At 62.6% G+C, this 19,512-nt stretch carries 21 protein-coding genes and 1 tRNA gene; 10 read left to right on the top strand and 12 right to left on the bottom strand.

Translation table 11 applies throughout. The features are described from left to right. Window positions 1-384 precede the first annotated feature (384 nt). From RA302_RS01720 to RA302_RS01705, 4 genes are all read left to right on the top strand, one after another. Window positions 385-1,245 carry a MaoC/PaaZ C-terminal domain-containing protein gene (locus tag RA302_RS01720; RefSeq protein WP_225320233.1) on the top strand — a complete coding sequence of 287 codons (861 nt, stop codon included), beginning with the start codon at window positions 385-387 and terminating at the stop codon, window positions 1,243-1,245. A gap of 86 nt (window positions 1,246-1,331) precedes the next feature. Further along, window positions 1,332-2,246 (top strand): SDR family NAD(P)-dependent oxidoreductase, encoded by a 915-nt coding sequence (locus RA302_RS01715; protein ID WP_166501665.1) that lies wholly within the window; start codon window positions 1,332-1,334, stop codon window positions 2,244-2,246. Between the two features lie 126 nt (window positions 2,247-2,372). After that, the gene (locus RA302_RS01710; protein ID WP_084324994.1) at window positions 2,373-3,032 is read left to right on the top strand and encodes a TetR/AcrR family transcriptional regulator; all 660 of its coding nucleotides are present in this window, start codon (window positions 2,373-2,375) and stop codon (window positions 3,030-3,032) included. A gap of 342 nt (window positions 3,033-3,374) precedes the next feature. After that, window positions 3,375-4,388 (top strand): porin PorA family protein, encoded by a 1,014-nt coding sequence (locus RA302_RS01705; protein WP_166501663.1) that lies wholly within the window; start codon window positions 3,375-3,377, stop codon window positions 4,386-4,388. 75 nt (window positions 4,389-4,463) lie between these two features. On the opposite strand, the gene RA302_RS01700 is transcribed toward RA302_RS01705, so the two are convergent. The 4 genes from RA302_RS01700 to RA302_RS01685 all read right to left on the bottom strand — a co-directional run bounded on the left by RA302_RS01700 (window position 4,464) and on the right by RA302_RS01685 (window position 5,942). Further along, a tRNA-Ser gene (locus RA302_RS01700) sits at window positions 4,464-4,554 on the bottom strand. 56 nt (window positions 4,555-4,610) lie between these two features. Beyond that, window positions 4,611-4,802, bottom strand: a complete 192-nt coding sequence (locus RA302_RS01695; RefSeq protein ID WP_003943869.1) for a CsbD family protein — start codon at window positions 4,800-4,802, stop codon at window positions 4,611-4,613. A gap of 138 nt (window positions 4,803-4,940) precedes the next feature. Next, the gene (locus RA302_RS01690; RefSeq protein ID WP_047271540.1) at window positions 4,941-5,402 is read right to left on the bottom strand and encodes a nucleoside deaminase; all 462 of its coding nucleotides are present in this window, start codon (window positions 5,400-5,402) and stop codon (window positions 4,941-4,943) included. After that, window positions 5,403-5,942, bottom strand: a complete 540-nt coding sequence (locus RA302_RS01685) for a tRNA adenosine deaminase-associated protein (protein ID WP_003943823.1) — start codon at window positions 5,940-5,942, stop codon at window positions 5,403-5,405. Between the two features lie 48 nt (window positions 5,943-5,990). Here RA302_RS01685 and RA302_RS01680 point away from each other — a divergent pair, with 48 nt between their 5' ends. Next, entirely contained in the window at window positions 5,991-6,965 is a 975-nt protein-coding gene (locus RA302_RS01680; RefSeq protein WP_166502884.1) for a prephenate dehydrogenase, read from the top strand. An 11-nt stretch (window positions 6,966-6,976) separates the two neighbouring features. On the opposite strand, the gene RA302_RS01675 is transcribed toward RA302_RS01680, so the two are convergent. Continuing rightward, window positions 6,977-7,564 carry a putative glycolipid-binding domain-containing protein gene (locus RA302_RS01675; RefSeq protein WP_019746484.1) on the bottom strand — a complete coding sequence of 196 codons (588 nt, stop codon included), beginning with the start codon at window positions 7,562-7,564 and terminating at the stop codon, window positions 6,977-6,979. A gap of 238 nt (window positions 7,565-7,802) precedes the next feature. On the opposite strand from RA302_RS01675, the gene dcm reads away from it, so the two are divergent. The 5 genes from dcm to RA302_RS01650 all read left to right on the top strand — a co-directional run bounded on the left by dcm (window position 7,803) and on the right by RA302_RS01650 (window position 12,253). Then, entirely contained in the window at window positions 7,803-8,948 is a 1,146-nt protein-coding gene (dcm, locus tag RA302_RS01670; RefSeq protein WP_153211133.1) for a DNA (cytosine-5-)-methyltransferase, read from the top strand. Further along, window positions 8,945-9,820: a hypothetical protein gene (locus RA302_RS01665; protein ID WP_019746482.1), complete on the top strand. Its 876-nt coding sequence runs from the start codon at window positions 8,945-8,947 to the stop codon at window positions 9,818-9,820. The genes dcm and RA302_RS01665 overlap by 4 nt, the downstream gene beginning before the upstream one ends. Before the next feature lie 10 nt (window positions 9,821-9,830). Next, complete coding sequence (locus tag RA302_RS01660) at window positions 9,831-10,235, top strand: very short patch repair endonuclease (protein ID WP_019746481.1); 405 nt, start codon at window positions 9,831-9,833, stop codon at window positions 10,233-10,235. A 10-nt stretch (window positions 10,236-10,245) separates the two neighbouring features. After that, a complete protein-coding gene (locus tag RA302_RS01655) occupies window positions 10,246-10,935 on the top strand; it encodes a DUF998 domain-containing protein (protein ID WP_007731663.1) in 690 nt (229 codons plus the stop codon). Between the two features lie 79 nt (window positions 10,936-11,014). Then, window positions 11,015-12,253, top strand: coding sequence for a prolyl oligopeptidase family serine peptidase (locus RA302_RS01650; protein ID WP_166501662.1), 1,239 nt, complete (start codon window positions 11,015-11,017; stop codon window positions 12,251-12,253). Window position 12,254: 1 nt separating this feature from the next. Here the strand turns inward: RA302_RS01650 and RA302_RS01645 are convergent, their stop codons facing one another. The 7 genes from RA302_RS01645 to RA302_RS01615 all read right to left on the bottom strand — a co-directional run bounded on the left by RA302_RS01645 (window position 12,255) and on the right by RA302_RS01615 (window position 18,962). Continuing rightward, entirely contained in the window at window positions 12,255-13,433 is a 1,179-nt protein-coding gene (locus tag RA302_RS01645) for a cation:proton antiporter (RefSeq protein WP_019746478.1), read from the bottom strand. Between the two features lie 34 nt (window positions 13,434-13,467). Next, window positions 13,468-14,097 carry a pyridoxamine 5'-phosphate oxidase family protein gene (locus RA302_RS01640; protein WP_151530904.1) on the bottom strand — a complete coding sequence of 210 codons (630 nt, stop codon included), beginning with the start codon at window positions 14,095-14,097 and terminating at the stop codon, window positions 13,468-13,470. Then, the gene (locus RA302_RS01635; RefSeq protein WP_046377768.1) at window positions 14,094-14,909 is read right to left on the bottom strand and encodes an ABC transporter ATP-binding protein; all 816 of its coding nucleotides are present in this window, start codon (window positions 14,907-14,909) and stop codon (window positions 14,094-14,096) included. Before RA302_RS01635 ends, RA302_RS01640 begins: the two co-directional genes overlap by 4 nt. Continuing rightward, window positions 14,906-15,958, bottom strand: coding sequence for an iron chelate uptake ABC transporter family permease subunit (locus RA302_RS01630; protein ID WP_151530905.1), 1,053 nt, complete (start codon window positions 15,956-15,958; stop codon window positions 14,906-14,908). The genes RA302_RS01635 and RA302_RS01630 overlap by 4 nt, the downstream gene beginning before the upstream one ends. Beyond that, window positions 15,955-16,998, bottom strand: coding sequence for an iron ABC transporter permease (locus tag RA302_RS01625; RefSeq protein WP_166501661.1), 1,044 nt, complete (start codon window positions 16,996-16,998; stop codon window positions 15,955-15,957). Before RA302_RS01625 ends, RA302_RS01630 begins: the two co-directional genes overlap by 4 nt. Beyond that, window positions 16,995-18,029, bottom strand: coding sequence for an iron-siderophore ABC transporter substrate-binding protein (locus RA302_RS01620; protein WP_134998571.1), 1,035 nt, complete (start codon window positions 18,027-18,029; stop codon window positions 16,995-16,997). The genes RA302_RS01625 and RA302_RS01620 overlap by 4 nt, the downstream gene beginning before the upstream one ends. A gap of 156 nt (window positions 18,030-18,185) precedes the next feature. Beyond that, window positions 18,186-18,962: an AraC family transcriptional regulator gene (locus RA302_RS01615; protein WP_029537413.1), complete on the bottom strand. Its 777-nt coding sequence runs from the start codon at window positions 18,960-18,962 to the stop codon at window positions 18,186-18,188. Window positions 18,963-19,512: the final 550 nt, after the last annotated feature.

Here is a 19,512-nt window from a genome sequence, read left to right as displayed (position 1 = left end):
TCGTCGTCTAGGTCTGAAATCGACCTATGAAGGCATTCAACGGGATTCAGTCCATCACCGTTGCAAACAGAACACGTGCCGTTACTTTTCGCATAGAGAAATGCGTACCGTACGTTCGCTTAAAGGAACGCGTTCCGTTAGTTTCACCTAAACGGAACACGTTCTGCAACGACCAGAGTGATTCAGTTCATCCTGTATGTCAAGGTTTGGCTGGAAATTCGGAAAATTGACCCGCCTCCACTCGGCAGGAGACTTGCCAACCACATACGTAACGTGTTCTCTTTAGTTAGAGAACGTTGTCACGCAACACTTTCGACGCTTCCGTCAAGCCGAATCGCACTTACCGTCCGGTAACCCCGGTCCGGCCCATTAACTATCACGTGGATGAAATCGAGGTCAAACATGCCGATCGACAGCTCACTCGTCGGACTCTCCGGCACACCTGCCTGGACAAGTTGGACGTCGAAAGACGCACTGCTGTATGCGCTGGGTGTCGGAGCCGGTCAACCTGACCCCCTCGACGAGTTGGAGTTCACGACCGAAAACAGTGAGGCCACACCACAGGTCGTTCTCCCGACCTTCGCCAATGTGGCATTCGTCGGCGGCGGGCCGTCGCTGCCCGACGACGTGGACTTCACCAAGGTGCTGCACGCATCGCAAGCGCTCAGCCTGACGGGACCGCTCCCGACGGACGGTCGCGTCGAAACCACCGGCACGATCACCGGCGTCTACGACAAGGGTTCCGGGGCCTTGGTCATGACGGAAACTGTCGCCCGCGACTCTGTCGGCCAGATCGTGGGGACCCTCGAGTCGGGGTTGTTCTTGCGTGGCTATGGAGGGTTCGGGGGCGAGCGCGGGCCATCGGACTCCTGGGAATTGCCCACGGGCAAACCGGATCGCGTTGTCACGTACACGACTCGACCGGACCAGGCACTACTCTACCGACTCAGCGGCGATCGGAATCCCCTGCATTCGGATCCAGCGTTCAGCGCCCGCGGCGGCTTTCCCACTCCCATCCTGCACGGGATGTGTACATACGGTTACGCCGGCCGGGCCCTCCTGCATACCATCGCCGATTCAGACCCGAAGCGCTTTCGGGGGATGTCGGGGCGGTTCTCCAAGTCCGTGCTTCCAGGACAGACGATCACGACCTCGATCTGGGTTGACGGTACCGATGTTCGGTTCCGGACGGTCGACGAATCCGGCGACGCGGTCATCGACAAGGGCACCGCGACAATCCACTGATATGCAATCCACTCACCCCCGCTAGAGACTCGCCGCGAATCTCGTCGTGGCACTAACAGTCGTGGCACTAACAAAGGAAAGATTTCATGGGTTCACTCGAAGGTCGTGTAGCGATCATCACCGGCGGCGGCCGAGGCATCGGCGCGTCGATCAGTAAGTTGTTCGCTGCGCAGGGCGCAAAGCTTGTCATCAACGACCTCGGCGCGGCACCCGATGGTGCGGGTGGTGACCAGGGACCGGCGCGAGACATTGCTGCCGAGATTGTTGCCGGTGGTGGTGCTGCGATCGCCGACGGCGGCGACATCGCCGACGTCGCGACCGGCCAACGCCTGGTCGATCTCGCGCTGGAGAACTACGGCAAGCTGGATATTCTTGTCAATGTCGCGGGAATCCTGCGTGACAAGATGATCTTCAACCTTCCGGAAGAAGACTGGGATGCGGTCATCCGCGTGCACCTGCGTGGCCATTTCAGCACCATCAAGCCGGCAGCTGCCTACTGGCGTTCGTTGCGGAATCCCGACGGCCACTTCCGCATCATCAACTTCACTTCCGATTCGGCACTGCAGGGCTCACCGGGTCAGCCGAATTATGCAGCAGCCAAGATGGGCATTGTCGGCCTGACTGCGTCCACGGCAAATGCCCTGGCTCGATACGGCGTAACCGCCAACGCTATCGCTCCGGGTGCCGCCACCCGACTGACACAAACCATCCCCGACGAGAAGCAACTGGGATTCGAATCCGCCCCCGGCAACGACTCGCCGGACAACATTGCGCCCATCGTCACGTACCTCGCCGGTACGAGTTCCGATTGGCTGTCGGGCCGCACCCTCGGCGCCTCCGGCCTCGAGGTGAAGCTGTGGAACAACCCCGACGTCATTGCCTCCGTGTCGTCGGACGGACCATGGGACCTCGACGACTTGGCCGCCAAGGTCGAAGGGGAGTTCCGACCATTGGCAGACGGCCTGCACCCGTCCTTGTTCATGACCCAGATTCCGAGCTGACCAACGCATACTCGGTAAGAATGAGTACCGGGTGCTGAGCGTGTGAACTGGGCTTGGTGCCGGGACGATATCGTGGTGCTTGAGGCGACAGTGTCAGATTTCGGTACACGATTGGGGACAACACGGATGGCCGCAGTGAAGGTTAATGGCCGCACACCTGAGGCCAAGGCATTCCGTGTCGAGCGAGTCGTGAAAGCAACCCGTGAGTTGGCAACCGCCGGTGGCTACGAAGCCGTGCAGATGCGGGAGGTCGCTCGTGTCGCCCAAACGGCACTTTCGACGCTGTACAAGTACTACGCGTCGAAAGACGACCTCATCAATGCAGCTGTCGGTTCCGAACTGAACTCCCTGACCGAAGACGTGCTCCGTCGTCCGCCCAGACAGCGGACGGCGGAGGGTCGTGCCGGCGAAGTGTTTGTCCGGGCCTACGTGGCGATGGTCCGGGATCCGGGGTTCGCCCACGCTGCAATGTCCGCGGGCAATACGGTGCTCGAGTTCGACCTCGACCGGGTCCGACACTCGGAAGAAATCAACGTGAAATCACACTGGTCCGTCACCTTCACCCAGATTGCTGCCGTTCAAGCGTGGGGTCCCGACAATCGATGCAACCCGATACAGGCCCGCGCACTGGACATGATGGAAACCCTGTGGGTCGCCAGTGTCGTCAGTTGGCTGAACGGTGACATGTCAGCCGACGAGGTGAAACGGCGCCTACGTCTGGCGGCGAAGCGCCTGCTTGCCGTGGATTCTGCTGAACCGAACGGTAATTCAGCAGACGTAGGCTGACTGGAACCAACATTCGGAGCAACTGAACACTCGCGACTGCGGCCCCGACTTCCCCATGAAGTCGGGGCCGCAGTCTTTCCATTCCTCAGCCTCGCCATGAACCAGATCGTTTCCGCGAGTGGGCATTCAAGCCCGCAGATCCTACTCCATCTGCGTCTTGCGTCACGCAAATACGTGAAATAGTCTCCACAAGAACATATTTCGCGCCAAGTCGGACTTCGATTTATGGCGTCCGATCCGCGACCCATTCCCGCGATGAGCTGTGCACCCCCGCGGCCGAGTCGCGGGACAAATCAGCCACTCGCAATCGAGGCGCCCGTTCTCTATCCGAGGAGATACTCCATGGCCCTTCGCCGTTCGTCCATCGCGCTCTTCGTCGTCGGCCTGATGCTGACCGCGGCAGCAGCGGCGATCAAATACGTTGCCGTGCCGAATCTATCCAAGCTGCCCGCGGATACGAATGAGACCGCACTGTTCGAGAGCACACTCCGGCAACTCGACCCGACGACCTTCGGACTCGACTCCGGTACCCCGATCACGATAGACCGATCCTTGAGAGTCGTTCAGGCAGAAGGAGATTCCGCGATACTTACCAGCATGGCGATCACACACCTTCCGAGCGGCGACGCCACCGACGTCCACACCTTCGCCGTCAGTCGCGTGGATTTCACTCAGACCACCGCACCGGACGGAGTATCGGTCGAGGATCAACGCGGCGGAATGACGATGTCCTTCCCGAAAAATCCGACCACCGACGACGCACTTGTCTACGACTCGGTGACACGGACCGCGCAGCCTGTAACTTACACCGGGACAACGATGTTCGCGGGTCGCGAAGTACACGAATTCACCGGCACAACTGCCGCCCCCATCGCAGACCCCGCGGTTCTGGGCCCACTCAAAGCCGGTATCGCAATCCTCGACCCGAGCGGGGTCGGGTCGACAATGCAGCGAGAGATAGTGAAGACCTTGATTCCCGCATTGCCGGCCGACCGGATCGCTGCAGTGGAGCGAGCGCTCGAAACCGCCCCCGACGCGGTACCCCTCACTTACACCTCGACGAACCGGGTGGATCTCGCCATCGATTCCCACCTCGGCGCACCCGTCAATTTCACCCAGAACCAGACCACCGTGCTCAACATCGCGTCGGGAGATACAACAGTTCCGTTTCTCGATCTCTACCAGGTTCGGATGGAAACCTCCGATGCGTCGATCCGGATGGTGGCCGAGAAGGTCGCACGGGCGGAACGGCTGCTGAAGATTGCGGGGTTCTGGGTTCCGCTCGTGTCCGCGTTGTCTGGGGCGCTGCTTGTCGTCGTAGCGATCGTTCGGCGCAGGCCCGTTCATCACGGATGACAACCAGATCTGATCTCCGGCAGCGGCACTGAGATACAAAAAAGCTCCCCACCTGCGTGAACAGGTGGGGAGCTTTGGCGGTGGCGGAGGGATTTGAACCCTCGGACGGGGGTTACCCGTCACACGCTTTCGAGGCGTGCTCCTTAGGCCGCTCGGACACGCCACCGTTGGTGACTTTACCGGATGGAGTGCCCGTGGCTGAAATCGCCAGGTGGAGCGGTATTACGTGAGCTTGTCCTTGATGCTGGAGGCGGCGTCCTTGACCTTCTCGCCTGCATCCTTGACGGCCGATTTCACCTGGTCGCCCTTGCCTTCGTTTTCGAGGTCCCGGTCACCGGTAGCGCTGCCAGCAGCTTCCTTGGCCTTGCCCCCGAGGTCTTCGGCCTTGTTCTGAGCCTTGTCTGCGATTCCCATGAGTACTCCTCTGTGAACGCGAACGAATCGCCTTCCGACGATCCGCCGATGCCCTGACGGCATCTGCCTCCACCATGCCCTCGATTGCTGGATCCGGCTACCCGAGTGTGCGATCACTCTCGATGGGGAATACCGATTTCAGGCCCGCTGCTCGCGGAAGAAATCTTCCAAAAGCCCAGCGCATTCGTCCTCGAGGACCCCGCCGCGCACCTGCGGCCGATAGGTCAATCTTTTATCTCGAACTACGTCCCATAATGATCCGACGGCTCCGGTTTTCGGCTCCCACGCCCCGAAAACGACCCGAGAAACCCGGGCGAGGACCAGAGCGCCCGCACACATCGTGCATGGCTCGAGGGTGACGGCCAGCGTCGCACCTTCAAGGCGCCAGCCGTCGCCGTAGATTTTTGCGGCAGCACGCAACGCGAGGATTTCGGCGTGCGCGGTCGGATCGGACGACGCTTCCCTTGCATTGGAGGCCCGAGCAACTTCGACGCCGTCTGCGTCGAACACCACTGCCCCGACCGGGACGTCTGCGTCGGAGGCGGAACGTGCGGCCACGATGGCCGCACGGATCATGCGCTGATCGTCAGCGAGAGTCATCTAGCGCGGGAGCTTGTCGAGCGCTGCGCCGAACTCGGATGCGAACCCGAGTCGCTGCGCGATCATCCCCAACTGCTCGTCCGGATAAAGATCGGTCTCGGCCGCGATGACGGCGAGCACGGGTTCCGGCAGGCCCAGATCGGCCAGCACGGACAGATCGCCCTCTTCCCAGGGTTCGACATCGTCGAGGTCGTCCGGGTCGATGTCGGGGATCTCGATGTGCAAGGCGTCGAGGACGTCGGCTGCGATGTCGTAGTCGATGGCGGCGGTCGCGTCGGAAATCAGCAACTGCGTGCCGGACGGCGCCGGACGCAACACGATGAAGAACTCGTCGTCGACGTCGAGAAGACCGAAGACGGCACCCGAACTTCGCAGCTCACGCAGCTGCGTTTCGGCGGCCGAGAGCGAGGTCAACGCGTCGGGCGTCAGTGCCTTGACCGTCCAACGCCCCTCTTCACGGACCACCGCGACACCGAAGCCTTCAAGCTCCTCCGACTGGTTCGAAGAGGCGCTCTTGTTACCCGCGCGCTGTGCACCCATGGCGCAACGGTAGCCCGCCTGGTGCCAGTGAGTGAAGTCCGAGCATCGATGTGCCAACCTGAACTCGTGTCTGCGATCGATTCCGCCCCACCAGTCTGCGTTCTCGGCCTCGGATTGATCGGCGGTTCGCTACTTCGCGCCGCCGTCCGATCCGGCCGTCAGGCGTGGGGTTACAACCGTTCCAGCGAGTCCGCCGACGCGGCCCGAGCCGACGGTTTCGACGCCGACACCGATCTGGTTTCAGTGCTGCAGAGAGCGAACGAGAGCGGTGCGATCATTGTGATCGCCGTGCCGATGCCTGCCGTCGACGCCACCTTGGAGGCAATCGCCGCGCATGCGCCGAACAATCCGATCACGGACGTCGTCAGCGTCAAGGGCGAAGTAAAGGCCGCGGTCGAACGAGCGGGCTTGAGCGCCAAGTTCGTGGGCGGTCATCCGATGGCGGGGACGTCAGCTTCGGGTTGGGCGGTCGGGGATGCCGATCTGTTCGTCGACGCGGTGTGGGTCGTTGCCACCGACAACGGCGTCGACGCAGACGTGTGGTCGCAGGTCGCCGACCTTGCACTCGACTGCGGCTCGGTGGTCGTGCCGGCCGAGTCTCTCGAGCACGATCGAGCAGTTGCACGTATCTCGCACCTGCCCCACCTACTGGCGGAAACACTCGCGATCACCGGAGCTGCCGGCGGCGAACTGGCTCTTGGGCTGGCCGCCGGGTCATTTCGCGACGGCACCCGCGTAGCCGGGAGCGCTCCTGGCCTGGTGCGGGCGATGTGCGAGGGCAACCGCGACGCCCTGCTGGTCGCACTGGATGAAGCGCTCGACCTTTTGCAGGGTGCACGTACCGATCTGCTCGACAACGGCTCGACGGCACGATTTGTCGACTCGGGGTTCGCTGCGCGCGGCGCTTACGAGTCGCACGAGCGTTGGGACATCGAGGACGTTCAGGTCGGAGAACCCGACTGGATCGAGCGGATGCGGGACGCCGGTCGACGCGGTGGTGTCATCCGGCGATCCGAAACCTAGAGGTACGAAACCTAGATTCGAGTTGCCAGACCCGGGTAGTCGAGGACAAAGCCTTCGGTATCGACGGCCAGCGTCGAGCTGGACACCGGGGACAGCACACTGATTCCGTCGGTGCCGCTGCTGTAGGTGATGGTCGCACCCTCGACACGCAGGTCGAGAAGGTTGACGTAGACGACCGGGACCTCGGCGTCTTCGATGTCGTTCTGCAAGCCGACGCGGCGGATGGGCAGCGTGTTGAAGAACGGGCTGAGGATCACGTCGACATCGAGTGCGCCATCGAACGCAGAGCGCTGGTGACTGGCGCCGTTCTCGACCATCCAGGTGCCTTCTTCGTCCCGGCTGATCGACATCTGACGCTCACCGGCGGCCAGGGCGGTCCGCACCGACAGCCTGCGGGTGATGCCGGCCTCGTCGGTGACCAGGTCGTACGACGCGCTGAATGCCGGGTGCTCACTGCAGGCTCCACCGATGATCCGGCCGGAAGCCTTGATGCGATTTCCGTTCAGCTGCACACGAACAGACTCCATACGAGGAGCGTTGTGGGCCTGCCAGGTCAATACCGCGGGCCAGGACGCGTCACCGGAAGGTTGGATGCTCACCCGACCACGGTAATGGACGAACGGGCGCGGAGCACCGCTGGTTCGGGTTATTGCTTCGATCAGGGACCTTTTAGGGACTTCGATCGGCCCCGAAGATCTCGATGTAAGCCGTTTCACAACGCTTCTTCCGCCAGGAGCACCCCGCAGACCGAATAGTTGGCAAACGGTGTCGGAGTTCTCGAGTACCGTGCTTCTAGGTCGGTTCGTGAGGAAGGGTGCTGTGACGTCGTCGCGGAGCATGGTGGGTTTGTTTGCCGGTATCGGCGGGCTCGAGTTGGGGCTCTCGGAACATGGGTGGAACACCGAACTGCTGTGTGAAATCGATCCGGGCGCCCAGGCAGTTCTCCGTTCGCGTTTCGCCGACGTGCCGTTGCACGGCGACGTCACCAAACTGCGTGCGCTGCCCAGTGACATCGAATTGGTGGCCGCCGGTTTCCCCTGCCAGGACCTCTCTCAGGCCGGCAAAACGGCGGGCATCACCGGCGCACGCTCAGGCCTGGTGGACGAGGTGTTCCGTCTGGTCAAGCGCAAGAAAGGCCCGCGCTGGCTGTTGATCGAGAACGTTCCGTTCATGCTGCAACTCGGCAAGGGTGCTGCCATGCGGCACATCACCGACGCTCTCGAAGACCTCGGATACACCTGGGCATACCGGGTGGTCGACGCCCGCGCCTTCGGACTCCCCCAGCGCCGCCAGCGCGTCATCATGCTTGCCTCGCGCACGGACGATCCTCGCGAAATCCTGTTCGGCCAGGACGCCGGCGAGCGCCTGGGAGGTGATCCCGCGGACTACCCCTGCGGCTTCTACTGGACCGAAGGCACTCGCGGACTCGGATGGGCCGTCAATGCGGTGCCGACGCTCAAGGGCGGCTCGTCCGTCGGCATCCCCAGTCAGCCGGCGGTCCGGTTGCCGTCCGGCGAGATAGTCACTCCCGGCCTCGTCGACGCCGAACGCCTGCAGGGTTTCGATCCCGACTGGACGCTTCCGTCCGTCGAGGTTCCCGGCCTACGCCACAGCCACCGATGGAAGCTCGTCGGCAATGCCGTGAGCGTGCGGATGGCATCGTGGGTCGGTGGCCGGCTGAACGATCCCATCGCATACGACGCCGCGGGCGAGACGCCACTCGAACCGGGCGACGCGTGGCCGAGTGCGGCATGGGGCCGTAACCGCCAAGCCTTCCGCGTCCACACCTCGACCTGGCCGGTCCAGTACGACTACGAGGATCTGAGTGGCTTCCTCGAGGACACGCGGTTGCTGTCGGCGCGGGCCACAGCCGGCTTCCTCAAGCGCGCACGCATGGGCAATCTTCGGTTCATCCCCGGTTTCATCGAGGACGTCGAAAGCCATCTCGAGCGGATGGGCGGATACCCCGAGGCCGCGGCATGACGGAATCACTGTTCCCCGAACCTGAAACGCTATTCCCCGAACCGCTGTTTTCCGAGCCGGAACACGAACCACTGTGGAGCGCACTGCAACTCGCGGGCGACAAGCCTCCGGCCGACGCCGATCGCGGCGAGAAGAAGAACTACGCCCAGCGACTCTCCAATCAACTGGCACAGACGGTGGCCGACGCTCTGCGTCCGCTGTATCCCAACATCACCCCGACAGCGTCCGGCGAAGGCCAGGAGGCAACCGTTGATGTCGCCAAGGGCCGAAAGCGCTTGGACGTCAAGGCCCTCGACCCCACTCTCGGCCTGATCCTCTGCGTCTCCATCAAGACGTACAACTTCCAGGACTACAGTCCCCGCAGCGGAAAACTTGGACGGTGGACCAAGAACATCGTCCGCAACGACCACGAATTGCGTGGCGAGGCAATGGTTCTGCATCAGCGTCAGCCGTACAGCGTGTTGGTCGCCGTCATGTTCGAGCCGTACGCCACGTGCGACGACGGCGACCCGACCAAAACCAGTGACACCGGCAAATCCTCGTTTGCACACCACGTCACGACGCTCTCGAAGCGCTCGGGCCGGGGCAAGCGCGCGGTGGTCGGCGTTCCCGGAAAGGCCTGGGTGGATCTCGGCGCCGAGGACACCCGCTACGACCTCTTCGAGAAGGTCTACATCGGACTCTACGAACCCGACGGCGCGGTTCGGTTCTTCGACGTCGACGAGCCGCCGCCGCGCAACGGCCGGCCCACCGAAGCTCAGACGCTCTCGTTCACCGACTTCGTGACCGTCGTGCACGGTGAAGTGGAGCGTCGCAACAGGTTTGCGCCCACCTGGTCCGATCCCGAAGACAGCGACGATTCCGACGGCTGAGGGAACCACGGTGCCTGCGACGGATCCTGCCACCAGCGCTCGGATGAGCGCTCAGCGTCGGCGCGACACCAAACCTGAAATTGCACTTCGACGCGAGCTTCATCGGCGCGGACTCCGGTACTTCGTTGACCGGGCGCCTGTCAAAGGTGTTCGCCGACGCGCTGATCTGGTGTTTCCGCGCCGCAAAGTCGCGGTGTTCGTGGACGGATGCTTCTGGCACAGCTGCCCGCAGCATGCGACGTTTCCCAAGAACAACGCGCAGTGGTGGACGGACAAGTTGGCCGCCAACGTGGTTCGAGACCGCGACACCGATGCACGTCTGGCAGAGCAGGGTTGGACCGTCATCCGCATCTGGGAGCACGAAGATCCGCTGGTAGCAGCCGAACGCGTCCAGAAAGCCCTGCTCGGTCCGTAAGCTCGATTTCGTGAAGGAACGCAATGTTGCGCGGTGGGGTTTGGTGGCTGCGCTGGCTCTGGGCGGAATTGTCTACTCGTCGTGGATTCTCGAATTCTTCCTCGACACCGGCCTCGACCCGGTGACATCGTTCCTCAGCGAACTCGATGCCGAGAACCAGAAATACCGTGACGTCTTCGGCAATGCCGACGTCCTGTCCGCGATCTTGATGTTGATCTCCGGAGCGCTGGGTCTGCTGATCACGCCCAGGCGCAGGCTCTACGTCACGGGCTGGATTGCACTTGCAGTGTTCGGCATCGCCACAATCGCCGACGCGTCGTTCCCTCTCGAATGCTCGGGCGAGGGCTGCCCGTCGAGCGCACCCGACGGCCTACTTCCGCAGCTTCACCACGTTCACGCATTGACGAGCAGCGTGGCGGTGTTCGCGATCTTCACCGCGATGATCGCATTCACCGTGGGAGCGTTCAGGTATCGCGAACACCCTTCTTTGCGGACGACGGGTCTGACCATTTTGATCCTGACTTCCCTTGCGACGGTGTGGATGTTGACGACCAACAGCATCGAAGTCTCCGGCGGCGGTAATCTCGGACTGGGTATCGCTCAACGCGCACAGGTGTTGGGGATGTCGTTGTGGTTGTGCACCCTGGCATTTGCGATGTCGAGGCCGCCATCCACCGGGCTCCCGGCGTCGCCACGCTGACAGGTTTTCCGGCAACCGATTCGGGCGATCCTGGAACTACAACTGAAAATGGCTGCCCCGAACTAGCGAAGGTGTGCCCATGTCTCTCGCGTCGTCGTTCTTCGCCCATCCACACCAGGCGTTCACTGCCGGTTTCTACCGCAACGAGTCCTTCGACTTCGAGCTAAGAGTCGTTCTCGGGCAAGCCACCTACGGCGCGGCAGATACCGGCGAAGTGCTCTCGGCCATCGCTCATGTCGGCGAGAAAGACCTCGAGGGCTGGTACGAGGCCTGGTTCGACCTCGGCACACGAGTATTCGGGCAGGCCGATGAGGCAGCCGCGGCCGGGCATTCGCGAAGCGCGTCCAACGCGTACCTGCGGGCGGCGTCGTACTTCGGTGTGGCGATCAACGCCGTAGACGGTCTCAGCGACGATTCGGTTCTGGTCCCCACTTTCAAACGTCACCGACAGGCATGGGACCGCTTCGTCGACACCACCGCCCAGCCCGTCGAACGCGTCCGGATCCCTTACGAGGACACCTACTTGCCCGGGTACTTCTTCCGGCCGCCCGGCGACGTGCGACGGCCGACGTTGATCATGGTGAACGGTAGCGACGGCCCGATCAGCGGACTGTGGGGCAGCGGCGGCGCCGGGGCCCTCGAGCGGGGCTACAACGTGTTGATGTTCGACGGTCCCGGTCAGCAGTCGATGCTCTTCGAGCGCAACATCCCGTTCCGTCACGACTGGGAATCCGTCATCACGCCCGTCGTCGACTATCTCGTGGACCGGCCGGACGTCGATGCGTCGAAGCTGGCGATGTACGGGATCAGTCAGGGCGGTTACTGGGTGCCGCAGTCGTTGGCGTTCGAGCATCGGATCGCGGCAGCGATCGCCGATCCGGGGGTCGTGGACGTGGCCGCGTCGTGGCTCGCCCATATCCCCAAGAACATGCAGAAGCTGCTCGACGAGGGGAAGTCGGAGGCCTTCGACCGCGACATGGCGATGGGGATGAAGTTCTCCAAGGACACCGCCCGGATCTGGCGTTTCCGAGCGCGTCCGTACCTCGCCGACGGTTACTACAACACTCTCGCCGAGGTTCGGAAGTACCACCTCGAACACGTCGCCGGCTCGATCTCCACTCCCCTGCTGATTACCGATCCGGAAGGCGAGCAGTTCTGGCCCGGTCAATCCAAGCGGCTTGCCGCCCTATCCGGCGGACCGACGACGGTGGTTCCCTTTACCGCTGCCGAGGGCGCGAACTTCCACTGCCAGCCCATGGCGAGGCGTCTGACGGATCAGCGAATGTTCGACTGGCTCGACGAGCAGTTGGATCTCTGAATCAGGACACTTTCTCCTTTTTCGTCAAGAGAGTGGCGAGCATCGGCAGCAGTAGAACGGTGATCGCACCGGCCGCGACAAGAATCGACGCGTTGTCCGACGACATCTGATGCGCGTCGACGGCAGCGCCCGTGACCGCCACGATCATGGGCAGACCGGTAGCCCCGTACAACGCGACTTGCGCACTTTCGCGCGTGGTGAAGGGCGGCTCGACCTTCTCGAACTTGGTCACGAAGAACACCGGCACGCCGCGGACGACAACGATCAGGATCAGAAACGCAATCAGTATGCCGGGACTGGCGGCGACCGCCGAGACGTCGATTGCCATGCCTGAAGTGATGAAGAAGATCGGGATGAGGAACCCGAAGGCGATCCCGTCGAGCTTGATCTCGAGGCGCTCGTCGCCCTCTGGCATCAGTCGCCGCAGGATGAAGCCGGCGGCAAACGCGCCGAGAATGACGTCGAGTGAGAACACGGCCGACAGCACTCCGAGGCTGACCAACAACAGAACGGTGAGGCGGACCGTCGTCTGCGCCGTGGTGTCCGCTCCTGCCCGCACCAGCCGATGTGTCCACGAGCCTTCGTGAATCAGCTTGCCGGGCAGCACCGCCACGACGATGGCGATCAAGGCGAAGACGGCAAGAACGATCAGCGACAGGACGGCACCACGGGCACTCAGCAGCACCGCCATCGCGACGACCGGCCCGAGTTCGCCGACGGCCCCGTGATTGAGGACCGTCTTGCCCAAGCGTGTGTCGAGGAGTTTGTTGTCCTTGAGGATCGGCAACAGCGTGCCCAGTGCGGTCGACGTCATTGCGATGGCAACAGCGGCTTCGGCGGAGATCACGTTCCTCATGCCAAGCAGCGCGACCACCGTGAACGCCAACGCGAGGCAGAACAGCCACGTGTAGAGCGCTCGACGTCCGCCGCGCCCACTGAGTTCCTGTCGGTCGATCTCGTAGCCGGCGAGCAGGAACAGCATGCCGAGGCCGAGTTCGCGGAGGATTCCGATCGCTTCGCTGTCAGCGGCGATGTTGAGGGCGAACGGCCCGACCACGGCGCCCGCGACCAGTAGCAACACCACTTCGGGAACCAGTCGACGCGGGATCAAGCCCGCGACTATCGGCGCGATGGCCGCGATCAGCGCAATCCAGAACAGCGACGAGGCAATTGAAGGCACGGATCATTATCGGACATAGGTGACGGATCTGCGCTCAGTACAGGTACTTGCGGTACGCCTCCTGTCGAGCCGGCTCCAGATCCTCGACCAGCAGGCTGTGCTGCTCGGCCATCATGTCGCGCAGACTCGGTACGTCATCGGATGCGTGCCACGTCGACGGATCCCACAGCTTCGCCCGCAGAATCGCTCTCGCACAATGCAGATACGCCTCGTCGATCTTCACGATCACCGCAAGCTGCGCCGGCTTGCCGTTCATCGCCATCGAGTCCAACAGATCAGGATCGGTGGACAGAGTCGCCGTGCCGTTGACGCGCACGATCTCGTCGTGCCCGGGCGCGAGAAAGAGGATCCCCACGTGAGGATTTTCGATCATGTTCCGGTACGAGTCGGCGCGCCGGTTGCCCGGACGATCCGGGAGCACGAGCGTCTTCTCGTCGGGAAACAGAACCTGACTGACCAAGTCTCCGCGCGGCGAGCAATCGCAATTTCCGGCCGCATCGGATGTCGCGAGCACAAAAAACCGTGCCTGCTCGATGAATTCACGGATCAACGGAGTCGTGTAGGCGGTCTGCTTCTCCATGATCGTCGGATGGGGCTGTCCGAGAATCGCATTGAGTTGTTCCACGGATTCGATCCGCCCGCCCGTGGCGTTCGACGCCGTCACGTCAACACGTCGTCGAGAACGTGGTGGCGCCCGAGCGGCAACACCAACGGCTTACCCGAGATGGGGTCGGGGATGATTCGGCTCTCGAGACCGAAAACGGTGCGGACGTTGTCGCTCGTGAGCACCTCGGCAGGATCACCCGCCGCGTAGACCCGGCGATCGGCCATGGCGACGAGGTAGTCGGCGTAGCGGGCGGCGAGATTGAGATCGTGCAGAACCATGACAATCGTTGTACCCCGAGTCCGGTTCAGGTCGGTGAGCAGGTCCAAGACCTCAACCTGGTGGCTCACGTCCAAGAAGGTAGTCGGCTCGTCGAGAAGAAGCAGATCGGTTTGTTGGGCGAGCGCCATCGCAATCCACACACGTTGGCGCTGACCACCGGAAAGTTCGTCCACCGATCGTTCGGCCAATTCGGTTGTGTCCGTTGCCGCAAGCGCCTCGGCGACGGCTGCGTCATCCTCTCGACTCCACCTCGACAGCACCCGCTGATGTGGATGTCGGCCTCGGCCGACGAGATCGGCGACAACTATCCCTTCCGGTGCGATCGGTGACTGCGGCAGCAGACCGAGCGTGCGAGCGAGCTTCTTCGCGGGTAGGCGATGAACATCCTTGCCGTCCAACAGAACATGACCGCTTCGGGGACTGAGTAGCCGCGACATCGACCGCAGCAGCGTCGATTTGCCGCACGCGTTGGCGCCCACGATGGTCGTGATCTTTCCCGGCGGCACCGCGAGGTCGAGCGATTCGACGACGGTCCGTCCTCCGTAACCGAGTTCGAGGTTTTCGACAGTCAGAGTATGGGATTCGGTCACAGCGAACCTCCCGTTCGGTTGGAGCGAATGATGAGGTAGACGAGATACGGCGCTCCCAGCGCGCCAGTCACCACGCCAACGGGGTAGCGGGTGCCGAAGGCGTACTGTCCGCAGAAGTCGGCAACGAGCACCAGCAGCGCTCCGACCAGCGCAGACGGAATCAAAAGTGATGTTCCCGGACCGACGATGCGGGCGGCGATGGGCCCTGACAGAAATGCGACGAAGGCGATGGGCCCCGCAGCGGCAGTGGCAAAGGCGATGAGTCCGACGGCCGCAATGATCGTCAGAATGCGCGTTCGTTCCACTCTGACGCCGAGCGCTTGTGCTGCGTCGTCACCGAGCTGGATGGTCGAAAGGTTGCGCGATTGGCTCAGCAGCACCGGTCCGAGGACAACCAGCGCCAGGAGTACGGGAACCGTCGAACCCCAGTTGGCACCGTTGAGACTGCCGGTGAGCCAACGCATCGTCTCCTGCAGATCCCACGCGGCGGCGGTACTGAGCAGGTAGGCGGTGACGCTGTCGAGCATCGCGGCGATGCCGATACCGATCAGGATCAGCCGAGTGCCCGCTACACCGTCTCGGAAGGACAGAACGTAGATCAAGACTGCGACGCCCAGACCGACAGCGATGGCGAAGATCGAGACCTGCGAGCCGCCGAGCGAAAGCGAGATGATCGCGAAAGCCGCTGCAGCGCTTGCGCCCGAGCTGATCCCGATGATGTCGGGGCTCGCGAGCGGGTTGCGCAGCATCGTCTGGAACGTGATGCCACCCAAGCCGAAACAGATTCCGCCGACCACAGCGAGGACAGCGCGAGGCAACCGGAGGCGGCCGACGGTGAACGAGGCACCAGGCACGTTCTCCCCCAGCACGACCCGAAGCACATCTGACGGCGGGTAGAAGGTTTTTCCCACCATCAGAGTGACCGCGAAGGAGGCGACGGCGAGGACCGTCAGCACGGCAATCACGATGCGGCGGCGTCTACCTCGTCGGATACGGCTTGCTCCGACTGCGTCGACCTCGACTTCGGGAGTAACGAATGTAGTGGTCACAGCTCACGTATTTTCTGACGGCGGACTATGTAAATGAAGAAGGGCGCTCCGACGAGCGCGGTGATGATGCCGACGTCGATTTCGCTCGGCCGGGCGACAATTCGTCCGAGAATGTCGGCGGCGACGAGAAGGCCGGCACCTGTCAGCGCAGAAAACGGTAGTAGCCAACGGTTGTCGATCCCGATCAGCAACCGGCACAGATGCGGGACAACCAAACCGACGAAGCCGATCGGTCCGGCAATGGCAGTGGCCGCACCGCAGAGCAACACTGCACCGAGCGCTGCCACTGCACGAACCACCGCGACGCGTTCGCCGAGACCTGACGCAACCTCGTCGCCGAGCGCAAGAGAGTTGAGACTGCGCGCTGACAGCAGACAGATCACGAAGCCGACAATGAGGAAAGGCAGACCCTGCCGGATCACCTCGAAACTCGCGCCACCGACGCCGCCGATCTGCCACGAACGAATGTTGCCCGCAATATCGTTTCGCGGCAGCATGATCGCAGTGATGAACGAAGCAAACGCAGCCGATGTTGCGGCCCCGGCAAGAGCCAACTTGAGTGGCGTGGCTCCACCTCGCCCGAGTGACCCGACTACGTGGACGAACAATGCCGCCCCGGCTGCACCGAGTACGGCCACCCAGATCATGCTGGTCTGGGTCCACAATCCGAACCACGCCATTCCGATCACCACGGCGAGCGAAGCGCCCATGTTGACGCCCAGGATTCCGGGATCCGCCAAAGGGTTTCGGGTAATCCCCTGCATCACCGCGCCGGCAAGACCGAGCGCAGCACCCACGATGATCGCGAGCACCGTCCGCGGAATGCGCTTGGCAATCGCACCCTGACCGATGTTGTCGGTGGAACCGCCAAGTGCGGCAACGATGTCGGACCAATCGACCTCACGAGAGCCGATGACGATCGAGGCGCACATGAGCACGGCGAGGACCACGAGAAGGGCGATCAGCCACAGCGAATTGCCGAACGTCGGGCGCCGCGTATCGCTGGCGCCCGACGCCGAATCCTGCGAGGTTACAGTCACTCCGACTTTCCAGCAGCCCCGGCGAGCAGATCGACATAGTCGCCGAGTACCCACGAAATGGCGAGCGGAGTCGGGTTGGCCGCCGTTCCCATCGGCCCGGTTCCGTTGAGGAACACGATCGAATTGTTGGCTACAGCAGGCATCTGCGAGAGCAGCGGGTCAGCCTTGAGTGCGTCGACAAGTGCCTGGTCACCGTAGGTGACGATCAGTTCGACGTCGTCGAAGACGTCCACACGCTCGGCACTGACCTTCTTCGAGAACTCACCACCCGTCGAGGCGTCGGCAACGCTCTTCGGCGTCGAAAGTCCGAGGTCCTCGAAGAACGCGGCGCGTGTGTCGTTCGCAGTGTAGAAGCTGACCTGACTCAGGTCGGCAGTGTCGACGTGCGTCAGGAACATTGTTGCTTTGCCGGCAAGCTGCGGATGTGAGGCAACCTCGTCGGTGATCTCCTGCTCGATGGTGGAGATCAGTTCCTGCCCTTCGGATTCCATGCCGAGGCCCATGCTGTTGAACTTGATGACGTCACGCCACGACGTCGCCCACGGCCCCTCGGGATACGCCACCACCGGAGCGATCTCACTGAGAGTGTCGTAGTCCTCCTGCGTCAATCCGGAGTACGCGGCAAGAATGACGTCAGGGTTCGTATCGGAGACGGCTTCGAAGTCGATGCCGTCGGTCTCGTCGAAGAGCACCGGCGGCTTCGCGCCGAGGTCGTCGAGCTTTTCCTCGACCCACGGCAGCATTCCGTTGCCGTTGTCGTCGCCGAACGTCGCCGCTGCCATTCCGACGGGAACCACGCCGAGAGCAAGGGGCACTTCGTGATTGGCCCAGGCAACGGTGGCAACTCGCTCCGGCTTGGCGTCGATCGTCGTAGTTCCGAAAGCGTGCTCGATCGTGACGGGAAAGGAGCTGGATCCGCTTCCGGCGCTGCCGCCGTCGGCGGTCTCCGAGGAGTCGGAACTGCAAGCTGTCATGCCGAGGGCGACTGCGACCGCTGCTGCGGCCACCGCCAAGAAGCGTTTTGAACGCATGAAAACAGAACTCTCTCGAGAAGGGGTACGGCCCTCAACCCGGCTCAATCGGGCACTTAGGTGAGGTTTGCCTAAACCGTATACGGGAGGGCAATGTGGCGCAATCGCGTGTTTGGGACACCCCCTGTAGCGATCGAGACAAGGTGTGATGGCCGATCAGCTAGCCCGGAACATCCCTGGTGTGGCCCCGGTGGTGCGCCGGAATGCCGCACCGAACGCACTGGTCGAGTGGTAGCCCACGCGCTCGGCAACCTCTTGCAGATCCAAGCCGTGTGCAAGAAGCGTCACCGCCCGTTGGGCGCGCACCGCTGACACCCACTGCCCGAAACTCATCCCGGTCTCCGACCGAAATACCCGGGTGATGGTTCGCGGGCTGACGCCGAGGAGCCTTGCCCAGTCGGACAGCGTTCGCATGTCACTCGGATCGTCACCGATCGCGTCGACGATGGGTTGCAGAAGCGCCGAGTCCGGCACCAGAACCAGCAACTCGTTGGGTGACGGCGCCAGTACGTCGATCACCATCTGCTCTGTGAGCGAGCGCGAAGAGGTTCCGAGTGAATCGTCTGCCAGTCGCTCGAGGAGGTTCCGCAGCAGCGGAGTTACCTCGATCGCCACCGGCACGTCGGACAGAGACGGAACCGATGCGATGTCGAGCTGAGCGGCCCGATACCAGGTTCCGGCGGGCGCGATCGCCGAGTGCAGGACGCCGGCGGGCATCCACAGACCGACGGTCGGGGTGATCGTCCACGTGCGCGATCCCACCGTGGCGCTCGACGCTCCTCGCTCGTTCCACAACAATTCGTGGGTCGGGTGCGAGTGCGCCTCCCACCGGGTCTCGCGGGAGACAAGTTCGTCCATGCCCGCGATGACAAAGGGCACCTCGACCGCCCCGGCCGAGTAGACCGGGAGCGTCCGACTGTCGACGGTCTCCAACGGGTTCTCCTCGGTTTGCGCGGCTGCTCCGGAGAAAGCATAGGTCGCGGGGATCGGTTGTTGGTTCCTACGATCGCGAGGGTCACCGACCGAAATTCGCCGAGGTGACGTCACACACATTCAAAAATTGCGAATGCACCACAACAAAAAGAAGGTCACAGACCGGAGTCTGTGACCTTCTTACTTGTGCGCCCGAAGGGATTCGAACCCCTAACCTCTTGTTAGCAAGCGGACTAATTGCGACTGATTCGATGCCATTCGACTGCACTCGCTGAGCTGCATCAAGACTGAGATACCGACTCAAAGTCATGCCGTCACGTTCTGTTGGATGATCTTGAATTCGTGTCGTAATCGTGTCGCAAGTCAGAACTCGTGCGCATCGTTTCAACAGACCAGCCGGCCGAGAACGACAAGGCACCGAGCGCGCATATTCATTCATCTGTCTGCATGGTTTTCCAAGGTGTTGGCGCTATTGGGATTAGTTGCATCGGCGCAAGTATCTGCATGGATTGGTGTGTTGCAGTCGCAGCAGTGGAGGGTTCCGTGGTGT

The sequence above is a fragment of the Rhodococcus sp. DN22 genome (assembly GCF_036669995.1).
In the GTDB taxonomy this organism is placed as follows: Bacteria; Actinomycetota; Actinomycetes; order Mycobacteriales; family Mycobacteriaceae; genus Rhodococcus_F; species Rhodococcus_F erythropolis.
Note: the sequence above shows the minus strand (reverse complement) of the source record. Positions and strands in the feature narration are given on the sequence as shown.

Bases quoted from the DNA above. Each gene is read 5' to 3' on its own strand.
- RA302_RS01650 (WP_166501662.1), top strand. From the start codon at position 11,015: ATGTCTCTCGCGTCGTCGTTCTTCGCCCATCCACACCAGGCGTTCACT.
- RA302_RS01715 (WP_166501665.1), top strand. From the start codon at position 1,332: ATGGGTTCACTCGAAGGTCGTGTAGCGATCATCACCGGCGGCGGCCGA.
- RA302_RS01680 (WP_166502884.1), top strand. From the start codon at position 5,991: ATGTGCCAACCTGAACTCGTGTCTGCGATCGATTCCGCCCCACCAGTC.
- RA302_RS01685 (WP_003943823.1), bottom strand. From the start codon at position 5,942: ATGGGTGCACAGCGCGCGGGTAACAAGAGCGCCTCTTCGAACCAGTCG.
- RA302_RS01720 (WP_225320233.1), top strand. From the start codon at position 385: ATGAAATCGAGGTCAAACATGCCGATCGACAGCTCACTCGTCGGACTC.
- RA302_RS01705 (WP_166501663.1), top strand. From the start codon at position 3,375: ATGGCCCTTCGCCGTTCGTCCATCGCGCTCTTCGTCGTCGGCCTGATG.
- RA302_RS01710 (WP_084324994.1), top strand. From the start codon at position 2,373: ATGGCCGCAGTGAAGGTTAATGGCCGCACACCTGAGGCCAAGGCATTC.
- RA302_RS01695 (WP_003943869.1), bottom strand. From the start codon at position 4,802: ATGGGAATCGCAGACAAGGCTCAGAACAAGGCCGAAGACCTCGGGGGC.
- RA302_RS01690 (WP_047271540.1), bottom strand. From the start codon at position 5,402: ATGACTCTCGCTGACGATCAGCGCATGATCCGTGCGGCCATCGTGGCC.
- dcm (WP_153211133.1), top strand. From the start codon at position 7,803: ATGGTGGGTTTGTTTGCCGGTATCGGCGGGCTCGAGTTGGGGCTCTCG.
- RA302_RS01620 (WP_134998571.1), bottom strand. From the start codon at position 18,029: ATGCGTTCAAAACGCTTCTTGGCGGTGGCCGCAGCAGCGGTCGCAGTC.
- RA302_RS01665 (WP_019746482.1), top strand. From the start codon at position 8,945: ATGACGGAATCACTGTTCCCCGAACCTGAAACGCTATTCCCCGAACCG.